The sequence below is a fragment of the Scytonema sp. UIC 10036 genome (genome assembly GCF_009725235.1).
Genome location: NZ_WJFC01000019.1, coordinates 60,242 through 80,278, shown reverse-complemented (window position 1 = coordinate 80,278; position 20,037 = coordinate 60,242). Strand labels below are relative to the sequence as shown.

The following is a 20,037-nucleotide window of genomic DNA, read 5'->3' as shown; positions in this document are numbered from 1 at the left end:
TTATATCAATCTCATTGTTACAGAGAATTGGTATCAATACGCTAAAACTTTTACAAATGACCAATGACAAATGACATTCTCATGAAATGGTATAAAATAACCCCATTAGATGTACTACTTTTTCGCGATTGCAAACCTTTTAGCCCAGGAGAAGGTTCATGGGCGAAAGGATTATTCCCACCAATGCCAATAACAGTCTTTCAGGCGTTGCGATCGCTTCTACCAAAAACCGACAGTAAAGACCAACGAACCCAACGCGATTTGAGATTTCTTGGTCCCTTTTTATTAGATATCAACCATACCCTTTGGTTACCCACACCCAAAGATTTAATATGCTTGTATCCCCCTGGGGAAGACCGCAAAAGCGCCACTGATAACTGGAGCGAAATTCAACGCCTGCAACCCCTTGACCGTCAATGTAAGACTTGGAAGCACTTAGTATTTGATGAAGAACAAATCGACCCTCTCGTTCTAAATAAAACATGGAAAGGGAATATCAATCCGCCTCACCCTTGGATAAAAGCTGAAGCATTATTTGATTACCTTGGCGGTAGAAAAGATAGCACTAATTGGCGGAAAGATGACTTTCACAAGAATCCCTGGGACACACAAGTTTTACCTCACATCCATATGCAAACTGATAAGCGACAAGTTAAAGATGCTGATGGCTACTTTACCGAAGTCGCAGTTCGTCTTGAAGAAGAATGGTGTTTTATTGCAGCTTTGAGTGGTGATGAAATTCCAGAAGGCGTTGTGCGGTTGGGAGGAGAGGGACACCGGGCGTTAGTCTCGCCATTGCAGAACTTAGAACCCAAGCAATTACAAGAAGAAAGCAACAAAGACTATGAAAAGCGCCAAAAATTCTATGCAACCCTGCTTGAGAGGTTAGCAAATCCGAATAGTCCACAAAAATTATCGACAATTGCTTACCTTCTTACCCCAGGACTAGCACTGTTTGACGAAACAAGATATAGCTGCTATCCCAAAGCTTGGAAGCAACACCTAAAAGGATGCGCTACAGACAAAGCTTTACTGTGGGGTGGAGTCTCAACAATGCGTAAAGATATGGAGGACAAGACAACAAGGGAGGAGTTTGCACTGCTACCGCAACGGGCGTTTGTACCGCCTGGGACAGTGTACGTCTTTGACGGTGAACCACCTACAAACCCGCAGTTATTACCCGAAAAAGATGGGCGGTGGTGGAAAACTTTTCAACAGCTTAATTATGGAAAACTTTTGTGGGGACAAGGAACTTAATCAATGAATGATTTTCGTACTGGATATCTTTACACGCTTGCGCCAATTCATTGTGGTGGCGAAGGAGATTTAGGAAATATCTTAGATATTGTCCGCGAAGTACACACCGATTTTCCATACATTCCCGGTTCTTCCCTAAGAGGTAGCCTGCGCTGGGATGTAAACTCTATTAACCCAGCCGCCGCAGATAAATTATTTGGCAAAGAATTGAGCGCAGATGGACAAATGGGGATTCATCAAGTTTGGTTTGGTGATGCTCGTTTGCTATGGGTTCCGATGCGAACAATGTCAATGAATGGTAATCGAAATGTATTCACTTGGGTAAGTTGCCATTCGCTAATTCGCGACCATGCATTGCTATCTAGATTACCAGTAACCGGGTTTCCTGACAATCCTGTAGGAACTCACACGGGTACTTATTATGTCGCCGATGCTCAATTGCAAGTTTCTAAACCTGAGACAGAACTTCAACAGCAAGCGATCGCCTTAGCTGGGGATTGGACGCCATCGCTTTCTAGTGCAGTTAAGTCAACATGGGAGAAGAACCGTATTGTCCTCCCTGATAGTGATTTTCAAACCTTGATGGAGCATTCCTTGTGGACACAAATTCGCAATAAAATTAACAAAGTTGGTGAAGAAGAGGAAGACGATTCTGAAGGCGGTGCAGAAATTTTCTGGACTGATGTTTGCATTCCCAGAGATACTATTCTCTACTACTCTTGGGGTTACAAATTAAACAAACTTAATCCAGTCACCGAACCAGAACATAATTTATTAAAAGATGTTGTAACAGGGCTATTCCAAATTGGAGGACAAGCCAACATCGGACGTGGTTGGGTGCAAGGCTGGGTGACAAATAAAACTTTACCTACAGAACAACCAAATCAACTTACGCAGGTGGAGAGTTAGTCATGGTCAATCCAGAACAAATGAGCCTTACCGCTCACCAACATATTCAAACATACCTGAGCATCAGCGCAAAAAAAGCAATTGACAAAGAAGACTTGAACGCTATTTTAAGGCTATCTCAGCATTTGCGAGTTTTTGGATTGCTTTCAGCCGCAGCCTATGTCAACCAAACAAATGCTCAAGAAGGAAGAGTGCGATCGCGTACTGTTCCCGTGTGGAAATCGCTGCTCGGTCAACTGCTCGATTCCCAAAATCCACCTTCTGAAAAGGAATTACGTGAAGCGATCGTCAACATGGCAAAAGAAGAACCAGAGAAATATATAGCAACTTGGCGCAAAGTCATGATGCTATCTAACTATTGGAATTTCTGGGCGCGAGCTTATTCTGTATAAGCTATTTGCAAGAATTCTTACGGTTTATTTGCTGCTTTTAACTTTTAACTTGTTATGTATACTGGACCTCAGCTTGCTCAATTACTTGAAAATCAGCATCAACGCAGAGCCAATTCAGACTTATTCAAACAAGGGAATTTTACTCTATATTGGAGAACCAAAGTTGGCTCTTTTCCCCACCCCGATGTAGAGACAATAGTTTCTGCAGGAGAACCTTGCGGTGCATGGTGTCCTACAGAGGGACGACCGGAAGACAGACGCACTGTGGGTGATAACTTGGATCTAATGTCGGAACTTCCGCTCAATGGTTACATTCCTGCTTCCTCGATTCGGGGAGTTGTGCGTGCGTGGGCAATAAAACGTCCAAGCATCCGCAGTCAAATGTTAGAATTACTGGGGTATCAAAAAGGCAATGTCATTCAAGCTGGCAAAATCGAATTTTTAGATGCATGGCCTGTAGAACCGACCAAACTCGTCTTAGATATTGTCAACCCACAACAAGAGTTCCAAGTCTACCATCAAGGACAAGGAACCCCCCTTTCGCTTTATACCTTAGGAAACGGTGAAGACGGCGTTGAAGTCACGGTAGCAATTCGGGGAATTTCTGGTAAAGCTACCCGCCAAGATGTAGAAACAGTCTGGGAATGGGTACAGCAAGCTCTGGGTGTTTATGGAGTTGGTAGTCGTACTTCTGTAGGTTACGGATGTATTAAAGCACCTAATGGGTTTCAACCATCACCAGAACTGCGCCAAGCTGAAAATGGTTACACAAGCAAAACGTTTGAATTCACACTCTATACCCAAGGGTGTGCTGGACCCGATAGAGAACAACAGGAATTCCGCCCTTCCCATTGGCGCGGTTGGTTGCGTTCCTGGGTGTTGCGATTTCTGCTAGGGGTGATGTCGAAAGAGAATGCAGAGAAAACGCTATGGGAACTGATGGGAACACTGGAACCAAAAACTCACAAAGGTTGCGTGCGGATAAGCATGACTCCAAGAGAAACGTGGGGCGAGAGATCGACGAATTTACCCTACTTTTATGTTTGGCAGGGAAAATTACAAGTGACTGCACCAAGCAAAATTCTTAACACAATTATTCTACCAATTATGAAATTCGCAGTTAGCGTGGGAGGTGTCGGTAGAGGATGGCGGCGTCCGTTGCATATTTTTCATATGGATAATAGAAGGGCTTTCTCGCGAGGAAGTTTGTTGATCGTGAAACATCACGTTCGCAACCAAGAGGGACAATGGCAAATAAAGCTTTTTGGGTTACCACTCAACCCAGAAAGTTGGACTTCTGCATATGAAAGATGGTTGACAGATGTGCGATCGCAGTGGGCTGATAGAATCAACATTGATGCAAATCGGTTGTTAGCAGCTGAAGTATTTTCGCCAAAGACTTGCGCCATTTATGCAGTCCCCGGTCCCGATGCCAATCCAATTGATGAGAATGATTTTGAATGGTTGGAACCCAATGCCATACAAACGCGTGGAGAAGGTATGCACCTTATCTACGAACAAACCCCTCCCTACGATTACAAGCGCAATCCCGATGTTGGAGGAAATGCAGCTAATGGCGATCCTCATTGCTCGTGGGTCAGCATTAAGCGCGTGAACATCCGAAATCGGCAAGAAAATACAGAATGTCAAGAGATAGTTTGCTTGTTTATGGGCGGAAAAACACCTCAGTCAAATCATATTCGTTGCCACTTTCTTCAAGATTTAGATGAAATAACTGGAGCAGTACGTTTATTTGGAGTTCAGCCTTAGTACAAAGTCTTGTTGATTCATGCATACTATATATACCTATTAATACAATGGCTAATAACATAAAAAAATGTATCTTAATTCTCTCAGCCAACCCCACGAATACTACCCCTCTGCGCTTAAATAAAGAAGTTCAAGAAATCAAAACGGCAATAGAACGGGCTCAACAACGCGACCAATTTGAAGTAAAGTCGTGCTTGGCTGTTACTCACAGAAAATTACGACTGGCGATAGTGGAAGAAAATCCCCAAATTGTTCACTTTTGTGGACATGGAATGGGAGAAGAAGGGCTAGTCTTGGAAGACGATTCAGGTGAAGTAAATTTTGTCAATACTCGTGCCTTGGCAGAACTATTTAAATTATTTGCAGACAAGGTAGAATGCGTGCTTCTAAATGCTTGTTATTCAGAAGTCCAAGCAAAAGCGATTGCACAGCACATTGATTATGTCATTGGAATGAAACAAGCCATTGGCGATCGCACTGCCATTGAATTTGCTGTTGGCTTTTATGATGCGTTGGGAGCAGGTAGAGACTATGAATTTGCCTACAAACTCGGTCGTAGCAGCATTTCACTAGCAGGAATAGACCAAGCAGATATCCCGATTTTGAAAAAGCAGCCTAGAGTTCGCCTTTGGGTGCATGGTTGGGTCAAGCAGATGTATGACAACTCACCAACTGTTGAACTTGACTGGAGAGAATATTTTAGCATTGAGACTCCATCTCAACCCCGTCGTATTGCCAACCAAGAAACTTGGGATAACATTTTACTCCCAAGTTTACTACAAGTACGGGAAGAAGTATCCCAAGGACATACTGAATTAACTGTTGATATTCGCGGTAGGCTTCCTCTTTCAGCAGCAGTCGTCATTGGTCATGTTTTCCAAGATACTGGAGGATATACCTTGCAAGTAGAACAAAGAACCACAGGACAAAACGAGTTGTGGCGATCGGATATTAGTCCGTCAAAAGCAAAGTTTAACATTATCACGGAAACTGGCAAAGTTGGAGAACACCTTTTAGTGGCGTTGGGAATCACAGGTGATGCATCAGGAGATATAGGACAACTATATCAAGATTCACCCACTCCATTCAGTGCTGTTATTTACGCACAGCCAGAAGCGGGTACTGGAGAAAGGGCAATTAGTTCTAATGCAGATGCGATCGCACTCACAATTGATGCTAAAGAAATCATTCGCAAAGCTCGCCAAAAATACCGTGCAACCAGCACGCACTTAGTTTTATTTGCACCGGTTAGTTTTTGTTTCTTCTTAGGTCAGCGATTAAGAGTTATTGGTGATGTCACTTGTTACGAGCGGGTTGCTGAAAAATACTTGCCTTCAGTTAAACTTTGTACGGGGTAACAATTCAAAGGTACAGAGTTCCCCAACCAACCCTGCAATATTTTTTAAGCCAGTCTGGTTGTAATTGACACAAGATGATGGTATCGTTACAAGACAAATTTCTCAAACTCACCATCATTAGAGGAGTTACTTGTGAGACGCGATGCCATTTTTTATACAATTTTCAAGCGGTCTCCCAGATTGCTGTTTGAATTGGTGGAACAACCACCCGCAAAGGCTGAAAGTTATCGTTTTGAATCCGTAGAGGTGAAAGAACCCACATTTAGAATTGATGGTGTGTTTTTACCACCTCCAGATACTTCACCGCAAACTATTTTTTTTGCCGAAGTTCAATTTCAGAAAGATGACTTGCTGTACCATCGCTTCTTTTCAGAATCGCTACTATACCTGTATCGCAATCCGTCGCTGTATGATGATTGGTACGGGGTGGTAATTTTCCGCTCTCGCAGTTTAGAGCCGCAAAAGACCAATCTCCATCGATCGCTCATCAATAGTTCACAAGTCCGACGTATCTATTTAGATGAATTGGGTAACCCCGAAGAGCAACCAGTCGCGATCGGTTTGCTGCAATTAACTATAGCGTCGGAAGCGCAGATGGTGACACAAGCAAAACAATTAATTGAGCGGGTCAGGGCTGAAGAGCCAAGCACCTTACCTAAGGATGACATAATAGACGTAATCACAACCATCGCTGTTTACAAGTTTATTAATCTCAGTCGTGTTGAGGTCGAAGCCATGTTAGGAATTGATTTAGAGCAAACCAGAGTTTATCAAGAAGCGAAAGCAGAAGGTCGTCAAGAAGGTCGTCAAGAAGGTCGCCAAGAAGGTCGCCAAGAAGGTCGCCAAGAAGGTCGTCAAGAAGGTCGCGAAGCATTAAAATTGGAATTGGTGCCGCGAATGTTAGCACGTGGGATGACACAACAAGAGGTCGCAGATTTACTTGGGTTACCCCTTGCACAAGTCCGACAAATTGCCCGAGAAGAATCTTAAGAACTCCTGAGGCTAAAGGCGTTATTCGCGCAATATTATTTGATTAAATAACAACTAAGAAGGATTGATACTTAAAAAATTTGTCATGGTGTAATTTGATTATGCCTTGATTTTGAAACACCCGCTTGCCTATACCTTGCAAACAATTTAGTGAAGTAGGTCAAACTTTATTACCCGCAATCAAAGCAATCCAAGACGTAAGTTTATGAGAAGCAATTCTCAAAGCTTTGGAATCAGTCAGTACAGTAGAGGAGTTGCGTCAAATTTATCCGACTCACAACGGATACCTGATAGTTACGAGCGTAGTATGATGTAGAGCACAAAGCCTGACACACTATACAAAAACTACAAATAAGTCAGTCAATTTTGAGACAGCGATTCCCCTCCGGAGACAGTGCGCGATCGCTTCACTTACATAATTTGCCGTTATAATTCCTTGTATATGGGGGTATGATACGCCTCAGATAGAGTTGCGATCGTGCTTTTAAAAAAATTCAGCAAGCGAAGTCCGGAGTATACAACTTTTGTTCGTCTTGACCAATTTTCTAGGTAAGGAAGTTTTATATATCCATTATTTGGGTTGTGATTTTGGTCAGGAATTTCGTAACTTTCAAAGTAATTCCGGAACATTATTCCACGAAATAGGCTACCGTTTCCATTACTCCTATCCCGCTTGAAGATTACTTAATTATAGCGGTTCTCACTTGAATGAACTACAAATTTATCTGTGTTCATCTGCTATAGGTTGCGGTTGCTTAATTCTTTGATGTATTGCACCCAATTGACAACTGCTATAAATGAACCGCAAAGGCGCAAAGTACACGAAGAAAGAGGAGAAGAAGCTCGGTAATCTTATGGCGGAAAGGGAGTAGTTCAACTTCCGAAGAAGTTCAAAGTATCTTCTGCTTATGTTTCTACATGGCTGTTCAACAGTTTCCATTAGTTCAACTTCCGAAGAAGTTCAAAGTTAATGACTTTGAGTCAATTGCGGAAGCTCGGAAATTTAGGTTTCCATTAGTTCAACTTCCGAAGAAGTTCAAAGTTGAGACTATACAAGGAGCAGCCAGAACTCCATACTGTTTCCATTAGTTCAACTTCCGAAGAAGTTCAAAGAAATTGTAATCAAGTGTACACTCTTGGGGTCGATAAATGTTTCCATTAGTTCAACTTCCGAAGAAGTTCAAAGATTAAGAATGCGTTACCTGGGACGATTCCAGCCAATTGTGTTTCCATTAGTTCAACTTCCGAAGAAGTTCAAAGAAAAAATAATGTTAAATACAATCCAAGAAGCAATAGTTTCCATTAGTTCAACTTCCGAAGAAGTTCAAAGTCTGTAATAGTGACGGATGGACTGATGATGACACAGGTTTCCATTAGTTCAACTTCCGAAGAAGTTCAAAGCATACAATTATGAGTACGGTATAATTCATATAAACTTGGTTTCCATTAGTTCAACTTCCGAAGAAGTTCAAAGACTCCAAGTCTGGTGGTCAAACCACTACCTACACCTACGTTTCCATTAGTTCAACTTCCGAAGAAGTTCAAAGTTTTATCTTTATCTAAGAGCAGACAAGTTCGAGAAAAGACTAGTTTCCATTAGTTCAACTTCCGAAGAAGTTCAAAGAGAAAGTGTCAAAAGCTAATAAGCTATCTTTCTTAAAGTTTCCATTAGTTCAACTTCCGAAGAAGTTCAAAGGAATATTACCGAAGGTTTTTCCTCGAAGGATGGATCAGTTTCCATTAGTTCAACTTCCGAAGAAGTTCAAAGATTTTGACTGCTGAGGAAATCGAAGCAATCGGATATTCCTTCGGTTTCCATTAGTTCAACTTCCGAAGAAGTTCAAAGTATTAACCTATTTGGTTGGTGGTGGCTTTTTTTGATATTGTTTCCATTAGTTCAACTTCCGAAGAAGTTCAAAGTGAGCAGCTTTCTATTCTTTTTATCCAGCTTGGTAGTGATCGTTTCCATTAGTTCAACTTCCGAAGAAGTTCAAAGGCTAGACTTTTGAAAGCCTTACCTTGACTGAATTGTACACCCCATTATCTGAGGGGGTCAAGTTTTTACCCAAATTATTAGCAATTCTTCTCAATAAACTCATAACCAACCACCTTCAAACCCTTATCCAACAAGTTACCTGAGGGGTTCAACGAAAGAATGAGGGTTTCAGCCATTGCTTGACCCCCTCAGATGCTTATCAATAATACAAAAAACATAAACTTATCTTATGCGCTAAGCTCGCCATACACATTCAAGGGATCGCGAAGCGCAAGCTGTACGCAACTTATCGCACTTACCCACTCCCAACACTGCTCGGATAAGACGAATTTACCTCAACTATATCTTCCATTGCACCCACTTCCTCAAAAGCGGTTGCTTATTACGCTTATCATAAAATAGTAACATAGGTTCTTCACAAATGATTCTTGTCTCCGTATTTTTCCGGAATAAGTTCTTTTGCTAGGGAAGTACTGAATAAATACACTAAAAATTCATTTAGATAAACCTATAAAATAAAATTCACCCGGAAAGACAATTATTTGAATGCTTAAGACCTTATAACTATATACTCTAGCCATATGAATTTCTCCTATTGTAAGTCATATGCACTACTACAAGCACCAGAAGTACGGAAATGAGTACAAGATTTATTATCTCAATTAGAATGTCTCGAAAGTGACTTACTAGAACTTAAGAAATGCTGGGAGCATGAAGGTCAGAATAAGCTCACGGAGGTTTGCTAGCACAAGATATTGGCTCTTTCTCCAATCGCGTTCACCTACTTCATATAGAACGAAGTTAAACCGCATTGGGAGGAGAGGGACACCTGGCGTTAGTTTCTCCACTGATGGAAGCAAATGACACTGCAAACGCAAACTCAACTATCAACCTATGACTAATAGTTCAATAAAACGTATCCTCATCCTCGCCGCCAACCCCACGAACACTACCCGTTTGCGCTTAGATGAAGAAGTGCGAGAAATCGAAACAGCAATAAAACAGGCTCAAAAACGCGACCAATTTGATTTAGTACACGCTGGGCTGTCACTCCGAGAACATTACAGCGGGCAATATTGGAAGTAAATCCCCAGATTGTACATTTTTGCGGTCATGGGATGGAAGACGAAGGGCTGGTATTACAAGATGAAACTGGTCAAGTTAAGCTCGTCAGCACCAATGCCTTAGCTGGACTGTTTAAATTGTTTGCAGACAAGGTAGAATGCGTGCTCTTAAATGCCTGTTATTCAGAACTTCAGGCGGAAGTCATTAAGCATCATATTGATTATGCGATCGGTATGAATCAATCCTTAGGCGAATCGCGCAGCCATTGAATTTGCTGTTAGAGGATATTTGAAAAGTTATGATTGATGTATCAAATATTTTTTACCCCACCCTAACCCTCCCTTAAGAAAGGGGAGGAACTGAATTTTTCTTGTTTCCCCCTTTACAAGGGGGGACTAAGGGGGTAATTGGCAATAAAAATCACAGCCAACTACTTTTCAAACAATCTCTTAGCCCTACCTACTGAAATTTGTCAAGTTAAACATTTCAATCAACATTTATTCCAAGCATCAGCAACATAAGCTGAATCAACCACAGTACCCATTAAATTGACAGGTGTATTTGCTGAAGCGTAGTATTTAACCTTTCGCGACAGTTCATCAATAGCATTTATTCGTTGCTTACCCGGTCGAATATAAACGACTAAAACAGCTTTATTGGGAAGCGCATTCAGAATTTTTTGAATTTGTTCGGCGACTCTTTCTTCTGTTAACCTAGCAATTTCCACTTCTGATAACCTATTTTTTTCTTCATCTAAGATTAACTGATAATTCACTAAATCCAGAACAACAACATCGCCGGATATTTTAAGGCGTTTGGAAGCATCTAAAATTTGTGTAGATTTAAAACCACGTTCTGCAAGCAGTTGATACTCTTCTGGATAATCATCACTCAGCAATGGTTTGTCTTGTGGAAGAATGTAATTAACATTTATCCCACCAAGAACCTGTTCCCGATCTAAAATTCGTTTGAGATTGTCAACTTGTTGTCCGATCGCTTCGCCAACCGATATTTGGAGTCGTCGTTCAACTTCCTCACGAATTAACTGTCGTGCTTCTTTAAGACTTTGATTAAACAAGTAAACGCTAATAGCTCCCGTCACTCCTAAAATGACTCCAAAAACTACAAACGAAAGATTAATTGCACCAACAAAACTACCAAAACTATTATTCAGGCGGGTGTTAGCATCTTGTAGAAACTGGATTTGTGTTTTTAGCAGTTCGACATCTGCGGTTGGTGAGGGTGAGGGTTTGGGAGTTGATGCAGGTAGCCCAGGAGTTTGCGCGATGAATAACATCCACACTTTCAAGAACCAAACTCCCGTTAAATTAAATAAATTTTGCCAATCCATATCTTCCTCTATATTTAGTACTTTTGTCACATCACTGACCGTATATAGTGGTATGATAAGCGACAAATAGGGCTGCGATCGCCGAGCCATAGCATACCAGCGTTCAAGCTCCCAAGCGGCTAAAGTATAGCATTGAGTTCAATATTTGTCACACAATTGGTTCCAAATGAGACCAATTTGCTCTGAGACGGTCTAAATGTGTGCCATCAAGCCATTTCTATGTGAATCTACATAGAGCAAACCTCTATGAATATGAAGATAAGAGTTCAGTATGAGCAACCCGCAGACAGAATTTGATAGTCCTTGGAAAGATATCCTACAAATATATTTTGAAGACTTCATGCGCTTCTTTTTTCCACAAGCTCATGGGGAAGTAGATTGGACGCAAGCACCAGAGTTTTTAGATAAAGAACTCCAGCAAGTCATGCGGGATGCACAACTGGGGAGGCGATTGGCAGATAAACTGGTGAAAATTCATCTGAAAACAGGAAAAGAAGCTTGGGTGCTTGTACACATTGAAGTGCAAAGCCAAGAAGAAAGCGACTTTGCACAAAGGATGTTTATCTATAACTACCGCATCTATGACAGGTACAAGCGTTCTGTTACATCTTTAGCAATTCTGGGAGATGAACGCAGCAGTTGGCGACCGAATCAATTTGGTTATCAGTTATTTGGTTGCGAAGTTAGCTTTAAATTTCCGATAGTAAAATTGCTAGACTATCAATCAAGGTGGTCAGAACTGGAAGCCAGCCGCAATCCCTTTGCGATGGTCGTGATGGCACACCTGAAAGCTATTGAGACGCGTAATAATCGTCTTCAACGCAAGCAGTGGAAGTTGGCATTAGTTAGAAGATTGTATGAGTCAGGTATGAGGCGAGAAGATGCCATCAATTTACTAGCGTTTATAGACTGGTTATTGACACTCCCTCAAGATTTGGAACAAGAGTATTGGCAAGAAGTAGAACAATTGGAGGCACAGCACCGTATGCAGTATATTACTAGTTTTGAACGTCGTGGTATTCAAAAAGGTTTACAAAAGGGTATATCCTTAGGTTTGAAACTAAAATTTGGTGAAGCTGGTCAAAATTTATTACCAGAAATCGAAGCCATTCAAGACGTGAGTTTATTAGAAGCAATTCTCAAAGCTTTGGAATCAGTCTCTACACTAGAGGAGTTGCGTCAAATTTATCAGAATCACAACTGATAGTTGGTAATTCCGATCGCATTATGGTGCGAAGCGCAAAGCCTAACGCACCATAGAAGAACTACAAATTAAGTCAATCAATTGTACTCCCTTTCCGCCCTAAAATTACCGATCTTTGTAGGGTGGGCAGTGGTAGCCCTGTCAAGGTGACTTATAAAATTTTGATTCAGGCAGCAATTCCCCATCTTCCCTCTGGTGCGTACTCTGCGTTCTCTATGGTTAAATAAATGACTTTTGAACCGCAGAGTACGCAGAGTACGCAGAGGTAAGAGGGAGAGCTATGAGGCGAGAAGATGTCATCAATTTACTAGCGTTTATAGACTGGTTATTGACACTCCCTCAAGATTTGGAACAAGAGTATTGGCAAGAAGTAGAACAATTGGAGGCACAGCACCGTATGCAGTATATTACTAGTTTTGAACGTCGTGGTATTCAAAAAGGTTTACAAAAGGGTATATCCTTAGGTTTGAAACTAAAATTTGGTGAAGCTGGTCAAAATTTATTACCAGAAATCGAAGCCATTCAAGACGTGAGTTTATTAGAAACAATTCTCAAAGCTTTGGAATCAGTCTCCACACTAGAGGAGTTGCGTCAAGTTTATCAGAATCACAACTGATAGTTGATAGTTCCGATCGCATTATGGTGCGAAGCGCAAAGCCTAACGCACCATAGAAGAACTACAAATTATCTTAAACGTCCAACAGCGCGTAAGCTTCGTTAATTAACCGCATTTTCTCTTGAGCCTGTTTTTGCTGTTGTGGATTATTCATAAATAGATCGGGATGCCATTTTTTCACCAAAGTTCGATACGCCTGTTTTACCTCAGACTGTGAAGCACCAGGTTGCAAACCCAAAATAGTATAAGCACTCTGAATTTTTTCTTTCTCTGTCTGTGCTGATGGTTGATTTGGTACTTTGTTACTTTGAGTCGATCGCTGTTGCTGACTCGCTTGAGAACTAGATGAACCCATGTTTGCTTTCATCTGTGCTAATCTTCATCAATTTCCAAGCACGGAATTTTGCTTCTACATCTTTCTTGTTGGGAGGTGGAGTGATGGAATTCGCGAAGCTCCAGCAAAATTTCCTTACCCCCCTTGTCTCCCTTGTCCCCCTTACCCCTGATCTCCCTTGTCCCCCTTATCCCCTTGTCCCCTGCACCCTTGTCCCTACTTCCTCCTTCACTCCCTTACCAGATTGACGTACACCGATCGCAAATCTTAGGTTTAGCATTTCCTCTGGACCTTCACGTCTGGAGGAATGGGAATTTTCAAAGTTTTTTCTAACTGTTTATGCAATTGATACAAACCATTTTGTAACTGCCATAATTCCTGACGCTTTTGAGCTATTTCTAAAGGCTCTTGTTCTTGACTTTCTGAAAAACAAATGACTCTTTCGGACTTTTTCTCACAATCACCTAGTATAGATAATCCGCGATCGCTAAGACAAATCAAATAATCATCAACAGCATCAATACAAAGTCTAGCCACTTTTTGATGGTAAGATTCCTTTGTTATTTTTTCCCCCTCTTGTTGTATTTTCTTATTCACTAAATAAGAAATACTACCAACAACAGCAGCGCCTACAGGACCACCCAAAAGCCACCCGATACCGCCTCCAACAGCAACGGAACCAGGTTCGCTCAAACCATCAAAACTCCCTGATTGAGGAGGTAAAATGACTTTTGGCTCATCCGGTAAGGGAATTAATAAATCCTCTGGACGTTCTGCTTGAAAAAAATCGTATGCCTGGTATAACCATTTTACTATATCTTGCTGAAACTCTTTCAAATCCTTTTTCAGAGTATCTCTCTCCCAATTTTTAAAATTACCTTGGGCTAGAGCAACAGCTCCATCAGCTTGATACTTACTACGTAAATTGGACACAGCCAACCAATCGCGTAACTTAGAGAGACTAGCAGCAAAGCCTTGTTTGATTATTTGTTCTGCACGAGTTTTTATATCATTTTTAGCATTTTGTTTCTCATCAAATCCTTTGATTTCACTTTGCAAAGGAGTTATTTTAGCTTGTAAAGATTGTCGCACTTTCAAAGCTATAGGTTCTACTCTTGGCAAACGCACCTTTTGGCTGTTTTGTTGAAATGTTGATACAATATTTTGCAAAGCAGATTCAAAAGCAACCAAACCGCTACTACTAGCAGCTGCAACATCCCCTTTCAGCCTTGCTCTTAACGCAGGTAAAGCATCAACACGATATAAATTGCTAAAACCAGACGGTAATTCGGCTCGAAAACTTTCAGCGATAAACCGCAAACGATTTTGGACTTGTTTTTGCTCTTCTGGCTCTAGTAAATTAATAAAATTAGCAACAAAAATAACTGTTTTAATACCACGTTCTAATAACCAATCCCGTAAATTCTCCCTTTCACCTAAAGTCATTAACTTGCGAGCATCAAGAAGTTGTACGACTAGATCTGCACTCAAAAGTTGTTGGCGAACTAAATTATCTTGTTCTTCTCTGTCATTTGTTCCTGGTAAATCCAAGAATTCTACACCAGTGTCTAAAAAGGGATGGGGACAAAAAACTTCTACAGATGCTACATCGCTTCTCATCCGCCTGTCATTATCTAAAACAGCAAATTGCTTTAAAACTTCAGTTCCACTGCGATAAACTTCTGTCCCATCTGTTAGAATAACCCGAGTTCTGAGGCTAGTTCCATACCTAACAATAATTGCAGCACCAGTTGTGGGAATTAAATCAATTGGCAAAGCGCGATCGCCCAACATGGCATTAATTAGGGTAGACTTACCGTGATTAAACGGTCCAAAAACTGCAATCCGAAAGTTAGGATAAGTGAGGTGATTGCAGATAGCGATCGCATCTTGATACAGTTGCGATTTAGGAGCTAAATTGAGCAAAGCAGATGCCGATTTTAGAGCATCTGCGAGTTGTTGGTAATCTTCTTTTTGCTGTGGTTGCATCCTTTTCTTCTCCTCGTTTTCTTCTTCTCGTTCCCAGGCTCAGCCTGGGAATGACTTAGTAGAGGCTCCGCCTCCAGTACAATTGTGTATATGAGGCAGAGCCTCAATGAATGCATTCCCAGGCTGAGCCTGGGAACGAGTGTGTTAGGCTGAGCCTGGGAACGAGTGTGTCAGGCTCAACCTGGGAACGAGTAACAAGGAAAGCTAACTGTAGTAAGCTAATAAATTGTTGTAAGCTGACTCAACTGTCTGCAATTGAGTAAAGATGTCTTCTTCCAACCTTTTCAACCGCTTCAATTCAGTTTCGCGATCGATCTCGCGAGTTTCCTTTTGCTTGAGCAAATTATCCAACTCGGATTTCCGGGCGGAGATATCATCATTAATGCGCGTGCTGACTTCCTTTTCATAAGAGTCAAAGCACTCTTTAACTGCCTTATGAACTGTATGCCATTGCTCGTGGGCGACTTGTGGCAAATACTTGACTAACTCTTTCTTTGCTGTTTTCACTAACTCTTTACGCGCTTGATCTGCTTGTAAAAAGCCAACACCCAAACCCAGCAAAGCAAAGCCAATCGGTCCGAGGAAAACTCCCGTGACTGCTGTAATTATCCCACCAATCCCAATCACAGTGAAGTAGTTTAACAGGATATTTTTCCAGTCAAAGCCGACACCAGCCATGGCTACACCCGCTAGGTTACCCTTAGAAAGGGATAACAATCCCATCGCCCACTTTGCCCAACCAGGAGACTTATCTTCTTCAGTTGTGGTGTTCGTGTTAACTTTGACTTTTTCTCCTGTCAATTGTTCTGTGATTCTGTCTGTGACTTGGGTGTAAGATGCACCATACTGCGCTGCACTTCTGGAAAGTTGGGCAAATGCTGCACTGATGTCTTTTTCAGCCGTCAAAGTCCAAGCAGCAGATTTATCGGTGATATATTGTTCAAAAGCTTTTTGCAGTGCCATATTAAAGGCTTCTCGCTTCCCATTGCTGAGAAAATCAAACAGATTTAATTCTGGCTGATAGCGGAGGAAATCTGTTTCAAAGGTATTTCCCAAGCCCAAAACATAGTCGCGGAAAGAATCTGCCACAGCTTTAGATTTGGTGTCACTGGTGTTTCTGATTTCTTGCTGAAATTGATCTCGGATATTTGTGAGTTTTTTGAATTCGGGTTCTACAGAGTTAATTCTTGTTCGCAATTGGTTGACATCTTGGTCAAGTAATGGGATTCTTCTTTCAATGGCTTCGCGAGTGCGATCGCATGCTTGTCTTGCTAACGTTCTGACTTGGCGCAGTTCTGCGATCGCTCTTTCACGAGTCAGAAAAGTATTCAACGAACCCATAAAATTAGGAAAGCCAGTTCCCTCCAAAGAAGCTTGAGGGTTTTTCAATCGACGACGCAGTGCTTGAATGGAAGAGATTTCAAACACTCGTTCATCATAGAGATCGTGTCCATCTACATAACAGTATTCAGCCAGATTAGCTCGGAAAACCTGTCTCAATCTATCCTCAGCCGATTTTAATTCCTCTTCATCGTCAGGATCAATCAAAGATTCCTTCACTTGATCCCAAGCATTAATCAGAAAGAAAACTGACAGCCCCCGTCCTTTGATATAATTCTCCAAATAGCGCCGTTCCCCAAGGGTGCAAGGTTGCGATGCTCTCATGACAAACAAGATGGCATGACAGTTATTCACGTAACCCAACGATAATTCGTTTCTTGCTTCCGTATCATTCAATCCTGGGCTATCAACAATTTCAATTCCCTTGGAGAGTAGAGGTAAAGGGTACTCAACCACTGCATAATCAACATCTGGGAAAGCTTGCTTTTTCTCTTGCTCTAGTTTTTTTGCTTCTTGTGGATCGATAGTGTATTTAAACTTAAAGTTTTGAAAATCTAACTGCTGCGGGCTTTTGCCATCATTATAATAGACAGTGACTTTTTTTTCCGCGCCGTAACGTAAAATTGTTAATACTGCCGTACAAGGATTCACATCGCTTGGTAATAAATTCTCACCCAGTAAGGCATTCAGTAAGGTACTTTTACCCCGTTTCATATCTCCCAGAACGAGCAAGCGAAAGACACCCGTGCGGAGGTTTTTACTAGCTACTTTAATATCTTCAATATCGCGTTCTAAACTGAGTTTTCCAGATGTTGTGTCTCCAGCAACTTCCGCGTGCTCGATTGTATTAGCTATTTGATTTAAAGCAACAGCAACCTCAGCGCGAACTTGTACGACACGCTCTAAGTCATTGAGAAATGTATCAGTTCCTGCTTGAGTCACCATGTTTGTTGAATTATGAATTATGAAGGATGAATTATGAAGGATGAATTATGAAGGATGAATTATGAAGGATGAATTATGAAGTAAACTCCATCAATGGATTGAGGGGCTTGCTTCCATCTATTAACCTATTTTTCATCCTTTATCTTTTATCCTTCATCCTTTTTTGGTCAAAAAAAAGTTTATATGCAACAAATCCTAGCAATCCAATAATGACAATTCCTGCTATAAATGATGCTACTTTGACAGCAACAATTGCTATAACTCCGAGAGCAAATAATTTAGCTCCGAGAATAGCTTTCTTTTGCCACGGTTTTTCAAAGTTTTTAGACTGATGCTTTACGGTTTGATAAACCTCAGCATTGTCAGCATTCATTTGATTGTCTAACTCACGCAGTCTCAGTTCTGTCTCTTTTTCCCGGAGTTGACGCTCAACCCGTTCTAAGTCTTTATACTTATCTTCTGGAGATTTCACCCTTGGTTACTCCAATCAATTAGGATAATATCAGCACTAAAAATGGATAATAAGTAAAATAACTTCCATTTAATTGGAATAACATCAGTGCAAGTACTGTTTTTGTTCTCACTAGCTCCCCGAGAAGTGCGTGAAACGGAGCAATTCGTTAGAAATCGAAGTAATTCGGTTTTTGACTTCACCAAGACTCAGTGTAGAACTGTTGATTCCACATTATCCGTAAGGGTTTAAGTCCGCTTAAAGGTCATGACTTAATGAGATTAGCCAGTCTCAAGCGTCGGAGAAGGAACATGGCTGCTCACGACAGCGCAAAACCGTAATCCACTGACAAACTTTTAAGCAGTGTCGAGGCACACCATACCCCAATAGGGAGATTCATCAAATGATGATTACTAATTCGGTATTTGTTTTAAGTAAAAACGGAAAAATACTAAAACCAACGACTCCAGTTAGAGCAAGGTTCCTACAGTCTCAGGGCAAAGCTAGTTGCCTAAGGCTATTTCCATTTACTTTAATTCTAGATAAGGATGTTGATGAAAATGTAGAGCCATATTTAGAACTACGAATTGACCCCGGTTCAAAATTTACAGGGATTTCTCTAGTGGATTTAAATAAGAATGAAATTGTCTGGGCAATGGAATTAGAACACCGAGGCGATCGGATTAAAATGGAGATGATTAAAAGATCTGGTGTTCGAGGTTCTAGAAGGACCAGAAGACTTCGCTATCGGAAAAAACGGTTCGAGCGTCAAAAACCAAATGGTTGGCTAGCACCATCTTTAAGGCATCGGTTGTTAACTACCCAGACTTGGATAAAACGATTGCTGAAAATAGCTCCAATTAAATCAATTGCAATTGAATCGGTAAAATTCGACTTGCAAAAAATGGAGACACCAGACATAGAAGGTATTGAATATCAGCAAGGTACTTTATGGGGCTACACTCTACGCGAAGCGTTGCTTGAGCATTGGGGTAGAGAATGTGTTTATTGTGGTCAAACAGATGTCCCCTTACAAATTGAGCATATTAATGCACGTAGCAACGGAGGTAGTGACCGATTCTCAAACCTGACTTTATCTTGTGAAAAATGCAATCAGAAAAAAGGGAATAAGCCAGTAGAGCAATTTCTCAAAGACAAAGGCGAAATTCTCCAAAAAATTACATCACATCAGAAGAAGTCATTAAGTGATGCTGCGGCTGTTAACTCTACCCGTCAAGCCATATTTGAAATGGCACATCAATTTGGATTGCCTGTAATCAGTGGAGACGGTGCATCTACTAAAATGATTCGTATTAAAAGCGGATTGCCAAAAGCACACTGGATTGATAGTGCTTGTGTAGGAACCGACCAAATTGTCAAATTGCGAATATGTCAACCATTGCGGATTACCTGTACTGGACACGGTACTAGACAAGTGCAGAGAGTCAATGCTAAAGGTTTTCCGGCTATCGCTAGTATCAAGAAAAATCCTGTTACTGGTAAAAAAGAAGTTAAGCTAGTTAGCAAAAATCAGAAATATACTCATGCAACCGCAGGCGATTATGTGATTTGTAATTTGCTAAAAGATCGCAAACACGTTCGCTCGGGAATTTATCGAGCTAGAGTTAAAACGCCCACTGACAAAGGAGTAGAAGTGCTAATTAACGGTCATCGGATTGCTGTAGATCGACAATACGTCAAACTAATTCATCAATCTGACGGTTACGAATACAGTTTTACTACGATTGACCAGGATTTACTTCGTTTTAGCGCGATTTGATAACTAGACAACTCCTGCGGATGCGCCCATCGCGAATGAAGAGTAACGCCACCCATCTCGTCCATCTCGTTCCCAGGCTCCGCCTGGGAATGCCTTAAGAGAGGCTCCGCCTCCTGTGTGTAGCACAACGCTCTGCAGCAGCCCACCATAAGAGTACTGACTGAGAGGTACCCCATTAACCCGCTGTATCCGCAGAAGTTGTCGGGGATCTAGAGGATCTTGCAGAACGTCAAGTTTAAGAGCGATAAGCTGAGTACAGCTTGTGCTTCGCAGCGCACTCTAGTTTGTT

The 20,037-nt window shown here is 41.3% G+C and carries 15 protein-coding genes, 1 pseudogene and 1 CRISPR repeat array; of the genes and pseudogenes, 11 read left to right on the top strand and 5 right to left on the bottom strand.

The features are described from left to right. The first annotated feature begins 63 nt into the window (after positions 1 to 63). The 8 genes from F7734_RS11640 to F7734_RS63355 all read left to right on the top strand — a co-directional run bounded on the left by F7734_RS11640 (position 64) and on the right by F7734_RS63355 (position 10,006). The gene (locus F7734_RS11640; RefSeq protein ID WP_243146824.1) at positions 64 to 1,257 is read left to right on the top strand and encodes a type III-B CRISPR module-associated Cmr3 family protein; all 1,194 of its coding nucleotides are present in this window, start codon (positions 64 to 66) and stop codon (positions 1,255 to 1,257) included. Between the two features lie 3 nt (positions 1,258 to 1,260). Then, entirely contained in the window at positions 1,261 to 2,166 is a 906-nt protein-coding gene (locus F7734_RS11635; RefSeq protein ID WP_155744798.1) for an RAMP superfamily CRISPR-associated protein, read from the top strand. 2 nt (positions 2,167 to 2,168) lie between these two features. After that, positions 2,169 to 2,558, top strand: a complete 390-nt coding sequence (locus F7734_RS11630; protein ID WP_155744797.1) for a hypothetical protein — start codon at positions 2,169 to 2,171, stop codon at positions 2,556 to 2,558. Between the two features lie 54 nt (positions 2,559 to 2,612). Next, entirely contained in the window at positions 2,613 to 4,328 is a 1,716-nt protein-coding gene (locus F7734_RS11625) for an RAMP superfamily CRISPR-associated protein (RefSeq protein WP_155744796.1), read from the top strand. A gap of 47 nt (positions 4,329 to 4,375) precedes the next feature. Continuing rightward, positions 4,376 to 5,686 (top strand): SAVED domain-containing protein, encoded by a 1,311-nt coding sequence (locus tag F7734_RS11620; protein ID WP_155744795.1) that lies wholly within the window; start codon positions 4,376 to 4,378, stop codon positions 5,684 to 5,686. Between the two features lie 132 nt (positions 5,687 to 5,818). Further along, positions 5,819 to 6,676, top strand: a complete 858-nt coding sequence (locus F7734_RS11615) for an Rpn family recombination-promoting nuclease/putative transposase (protein WP_166481852.1) — start codon at positions 5,819 to 5,821, stop codon at positions 6,674 to 6,676. 861 nt (positions 6,677 to 7,537) lie between these two features. Next, positions 7,538 to 8,672: direct repeats of the CRISPR family, unit length 35 nt; unit sequence GTTTCCATTAGTTCAACTTCCGAAGAAGTTCAAAG. Positions 8,673 to 9,566: 894 nt separating this feature from the next. Then, a complete protein-coding gene (locus F7734_RS63360; RefSeq protein ID WP_243146823.1) occupies positions 9,567 to 9,758 on the top strand; it encodes a hypothetical protein in 192 nt (63 codons plus the stop codon). Further along, positions 9,749 to 10,006, top strand: coding sequence for a CHAT domain-containing protein (locus F7734_RS63355; protein ID WP_243146822.1), 258 nt, complete (start codon positions 9,749 to 9,751; stop codon positions 10,004 to 10,006). Before F7734_RS63360 ends, F7734_RS63355 begins: the two co-directional genes overlap by 10 nt. Positions 10,007 to 10,227: 221 nt before the next feature. Here the strand turns inward: F7734_RS63355 and F7734_RS11605 are convergent, their stop codons facing one another. Next, entirely contained in the window at positions 10,228 to 11,118 is an 891-nt protein-coding gene (locus F7734_RS11605; RefSeq protein WP_347566170.1) for a hypothetical protein, read from the bottom strand. Between the two features lie 241 nt (positions 11,119 to 11,359). On the opposite strand from F7734_RS11605, the gene F7734_RS11600 reads away from it, so the two are divergent. Together F7734_RS11600 and F7734_RS11595 are read left to right on the top strand one after the other, a co-directional pair. Next, entirely contained in the window at positions 11,360 to 12,292 is a 933-nt protein-coding gene (locus tag F7734_RS11600; RefSeq protein ID WP_155744794.1) for an Rpn family recombination-promoting nuclease/putative transposase, read from the top strand. A gap of 280 nt (positions 12,293 to 12,572) precedes the next feature. Continuing rightward, positions 12,573 to 12,908 carry a hypothetical protein gene (locus F7734_RS11595; protein WP_155744793.1) on the top strand — a complete coding sequence of 112 codons (336 nt, stop codon included), beginning with the start codon at positions 12,573 to 12,575 and terminating at the stop codon, positions 12,906 to 12,908. A gap of 73 nt (positions 12,909 to 12,981) precedes the next feature. Here the strand turns inward: F7734_RS11595 and F7734_RS11590 are convergent, their stop codons facing one another. The 4 genes and pseudogenes from F7734_RS11590 to F7734_RS11575 form a co-directional block, all read right to left on the bottom strand. Continuing rightward, positions 12,982 to 13,275: a J domain-containing protein gene (locus F7734_RS11590; RefSeq protein WP_243146821.1), complete on the bottom strand. Its 294-nt coding sequence runs from the start codon at positions 13,273 to 13,275 to the stop codon at positions 12,982 to 12,984. Between the two features lie 291 nt (positions 13,276 to 13,566). Further along, a pseudogene (locus F7734_RS11585) lies at positions 13,567 to 15,231 on the bottom strand (dynamin family protein); the annotation flags it as partial. 204 nt (positions 15,232 to 15,435) lie between these two features. Continuing rightward, positions 15,436 to 17,517, bottom strand: coding sequence for a dynamin family protein (locus tag F7734_RS11580; protein WP_155744791.1), 2,082 nt, complete (start codon positions 17,515 to 17,517; stop codon positions 15,436 to 15,438). A 139-nt stretch (positions 17,518 to 17,656) separates the two neighbouring features. Next, positions 17,657 to 17,989, bottom strand: a complete 333-nt coding sequence (locus F7734_RS11575) for a DUF3040 domain-containing protein (RefSeq protein WP_166481851.1) — start codon at positions 17,987 to 17,989, stop codon at positions 17,657 to 17,659. Positions 17,990 to 18,371: 382 nt separating this feature from the next. Here F7734_RS11575 and iscB point away from each other — a divergent pair, with 382 nt between their 5' ends. Further along, positions 18,372 to 19,748, top strand: a complete 1,377-nt coding sequence (gene iscB, locus F7734_RS11570) for an RNA-guided endonuclease IscB (protein WP_243146820.1) — start codon at positions 18,372 to 18,374, stop codon at positions 19,746 to 19,748. The last annotated feature ends 289 nt before the right edge of the window (positions 19,749 to 20,037 follow it).

What these genes read in the sequence shown, in the direction of transcription:
- F7734_RS11590 (WP_243146821.1), bottom strand. Translation starts at nt 13,275, where the DNA reads ATGAAAGCAAACATGGGTTCATCTAGTTCTCAAGCGAGTCAGCAACAG.
- F7734_RS11625 (WP_155744796.1), top strand. Translation starts at nt 2,613, where the DNA reads ATGTATACTGGACCTCAGCTTGCTCAATTACTTGAAAATCAGCATCAA.
- iscB (WP_243146820.1), top strand. Translation starts at nt 18,372, where the DNA reads ATGATGATTACTAATTCGGTATTTGTTTTAAGTAAAAACGGAAAAATA.
- F7734_RS11580 (WP_155744791.1), bottom strand. Translation starts at nt 17,517, where the DNA reads ATGGTGACTCAAGCAGGAACTGATACATTTCTCAATGACTTAGAGCGT.
- F7734_RS63360 (WP_243146823.1), top strand. Translation starts at nt 9,567, where the DNA reads ATGACTAATAGTTCAATAAAACGTATCCTCATCCTCGCCGCCAACCCC.
- F7734_RS11595 (WP_155744793.1), top strand. Translation starts at nt 12,573, where the DNA reads ATGAGGCGAGAAGATGTCATCAATTTACTAGCGTTTATAGACTGGTTA.
- F7734_RS11620 (WP_155744795.1), top strand. Translation starts at nt 4,376, where the DNA reads ATGGCTAATAACATAAAAAAATGTATCTTAATTCTCTCAGCCAACCCC.
- F7734_RS11635 (WP_155744798.1), top strand. Translation starts at nt 1,261, where the DNA reads ATGAATGATTTTCGTACTGGATATCTTTACACGCTTGCGCCAATTCAT.
- F7734_RS11600 (WP_155744794.1), top strand. Translation starts at nt 11,360, where the DNA reads ATGAGCAACCCGCAGACAGAATTTGATAGTCCTTGGAAAGATATCCTA.
- F7734_RS11630 (WP_155744797.1), top strand. Translation starts at nt 2,169, where the DNA reads ATGGTCAATCCAGAACAAATGAGCCTTACCGCTCACCAACATATTCAA.
- F7734_RS11640 (WP_243146824.1), top strand. Translation starts at nt 64, where the DNA reads ATGACAAATGACATTCTCATGAAATGGTATAAAATAACCCCATTAGAT.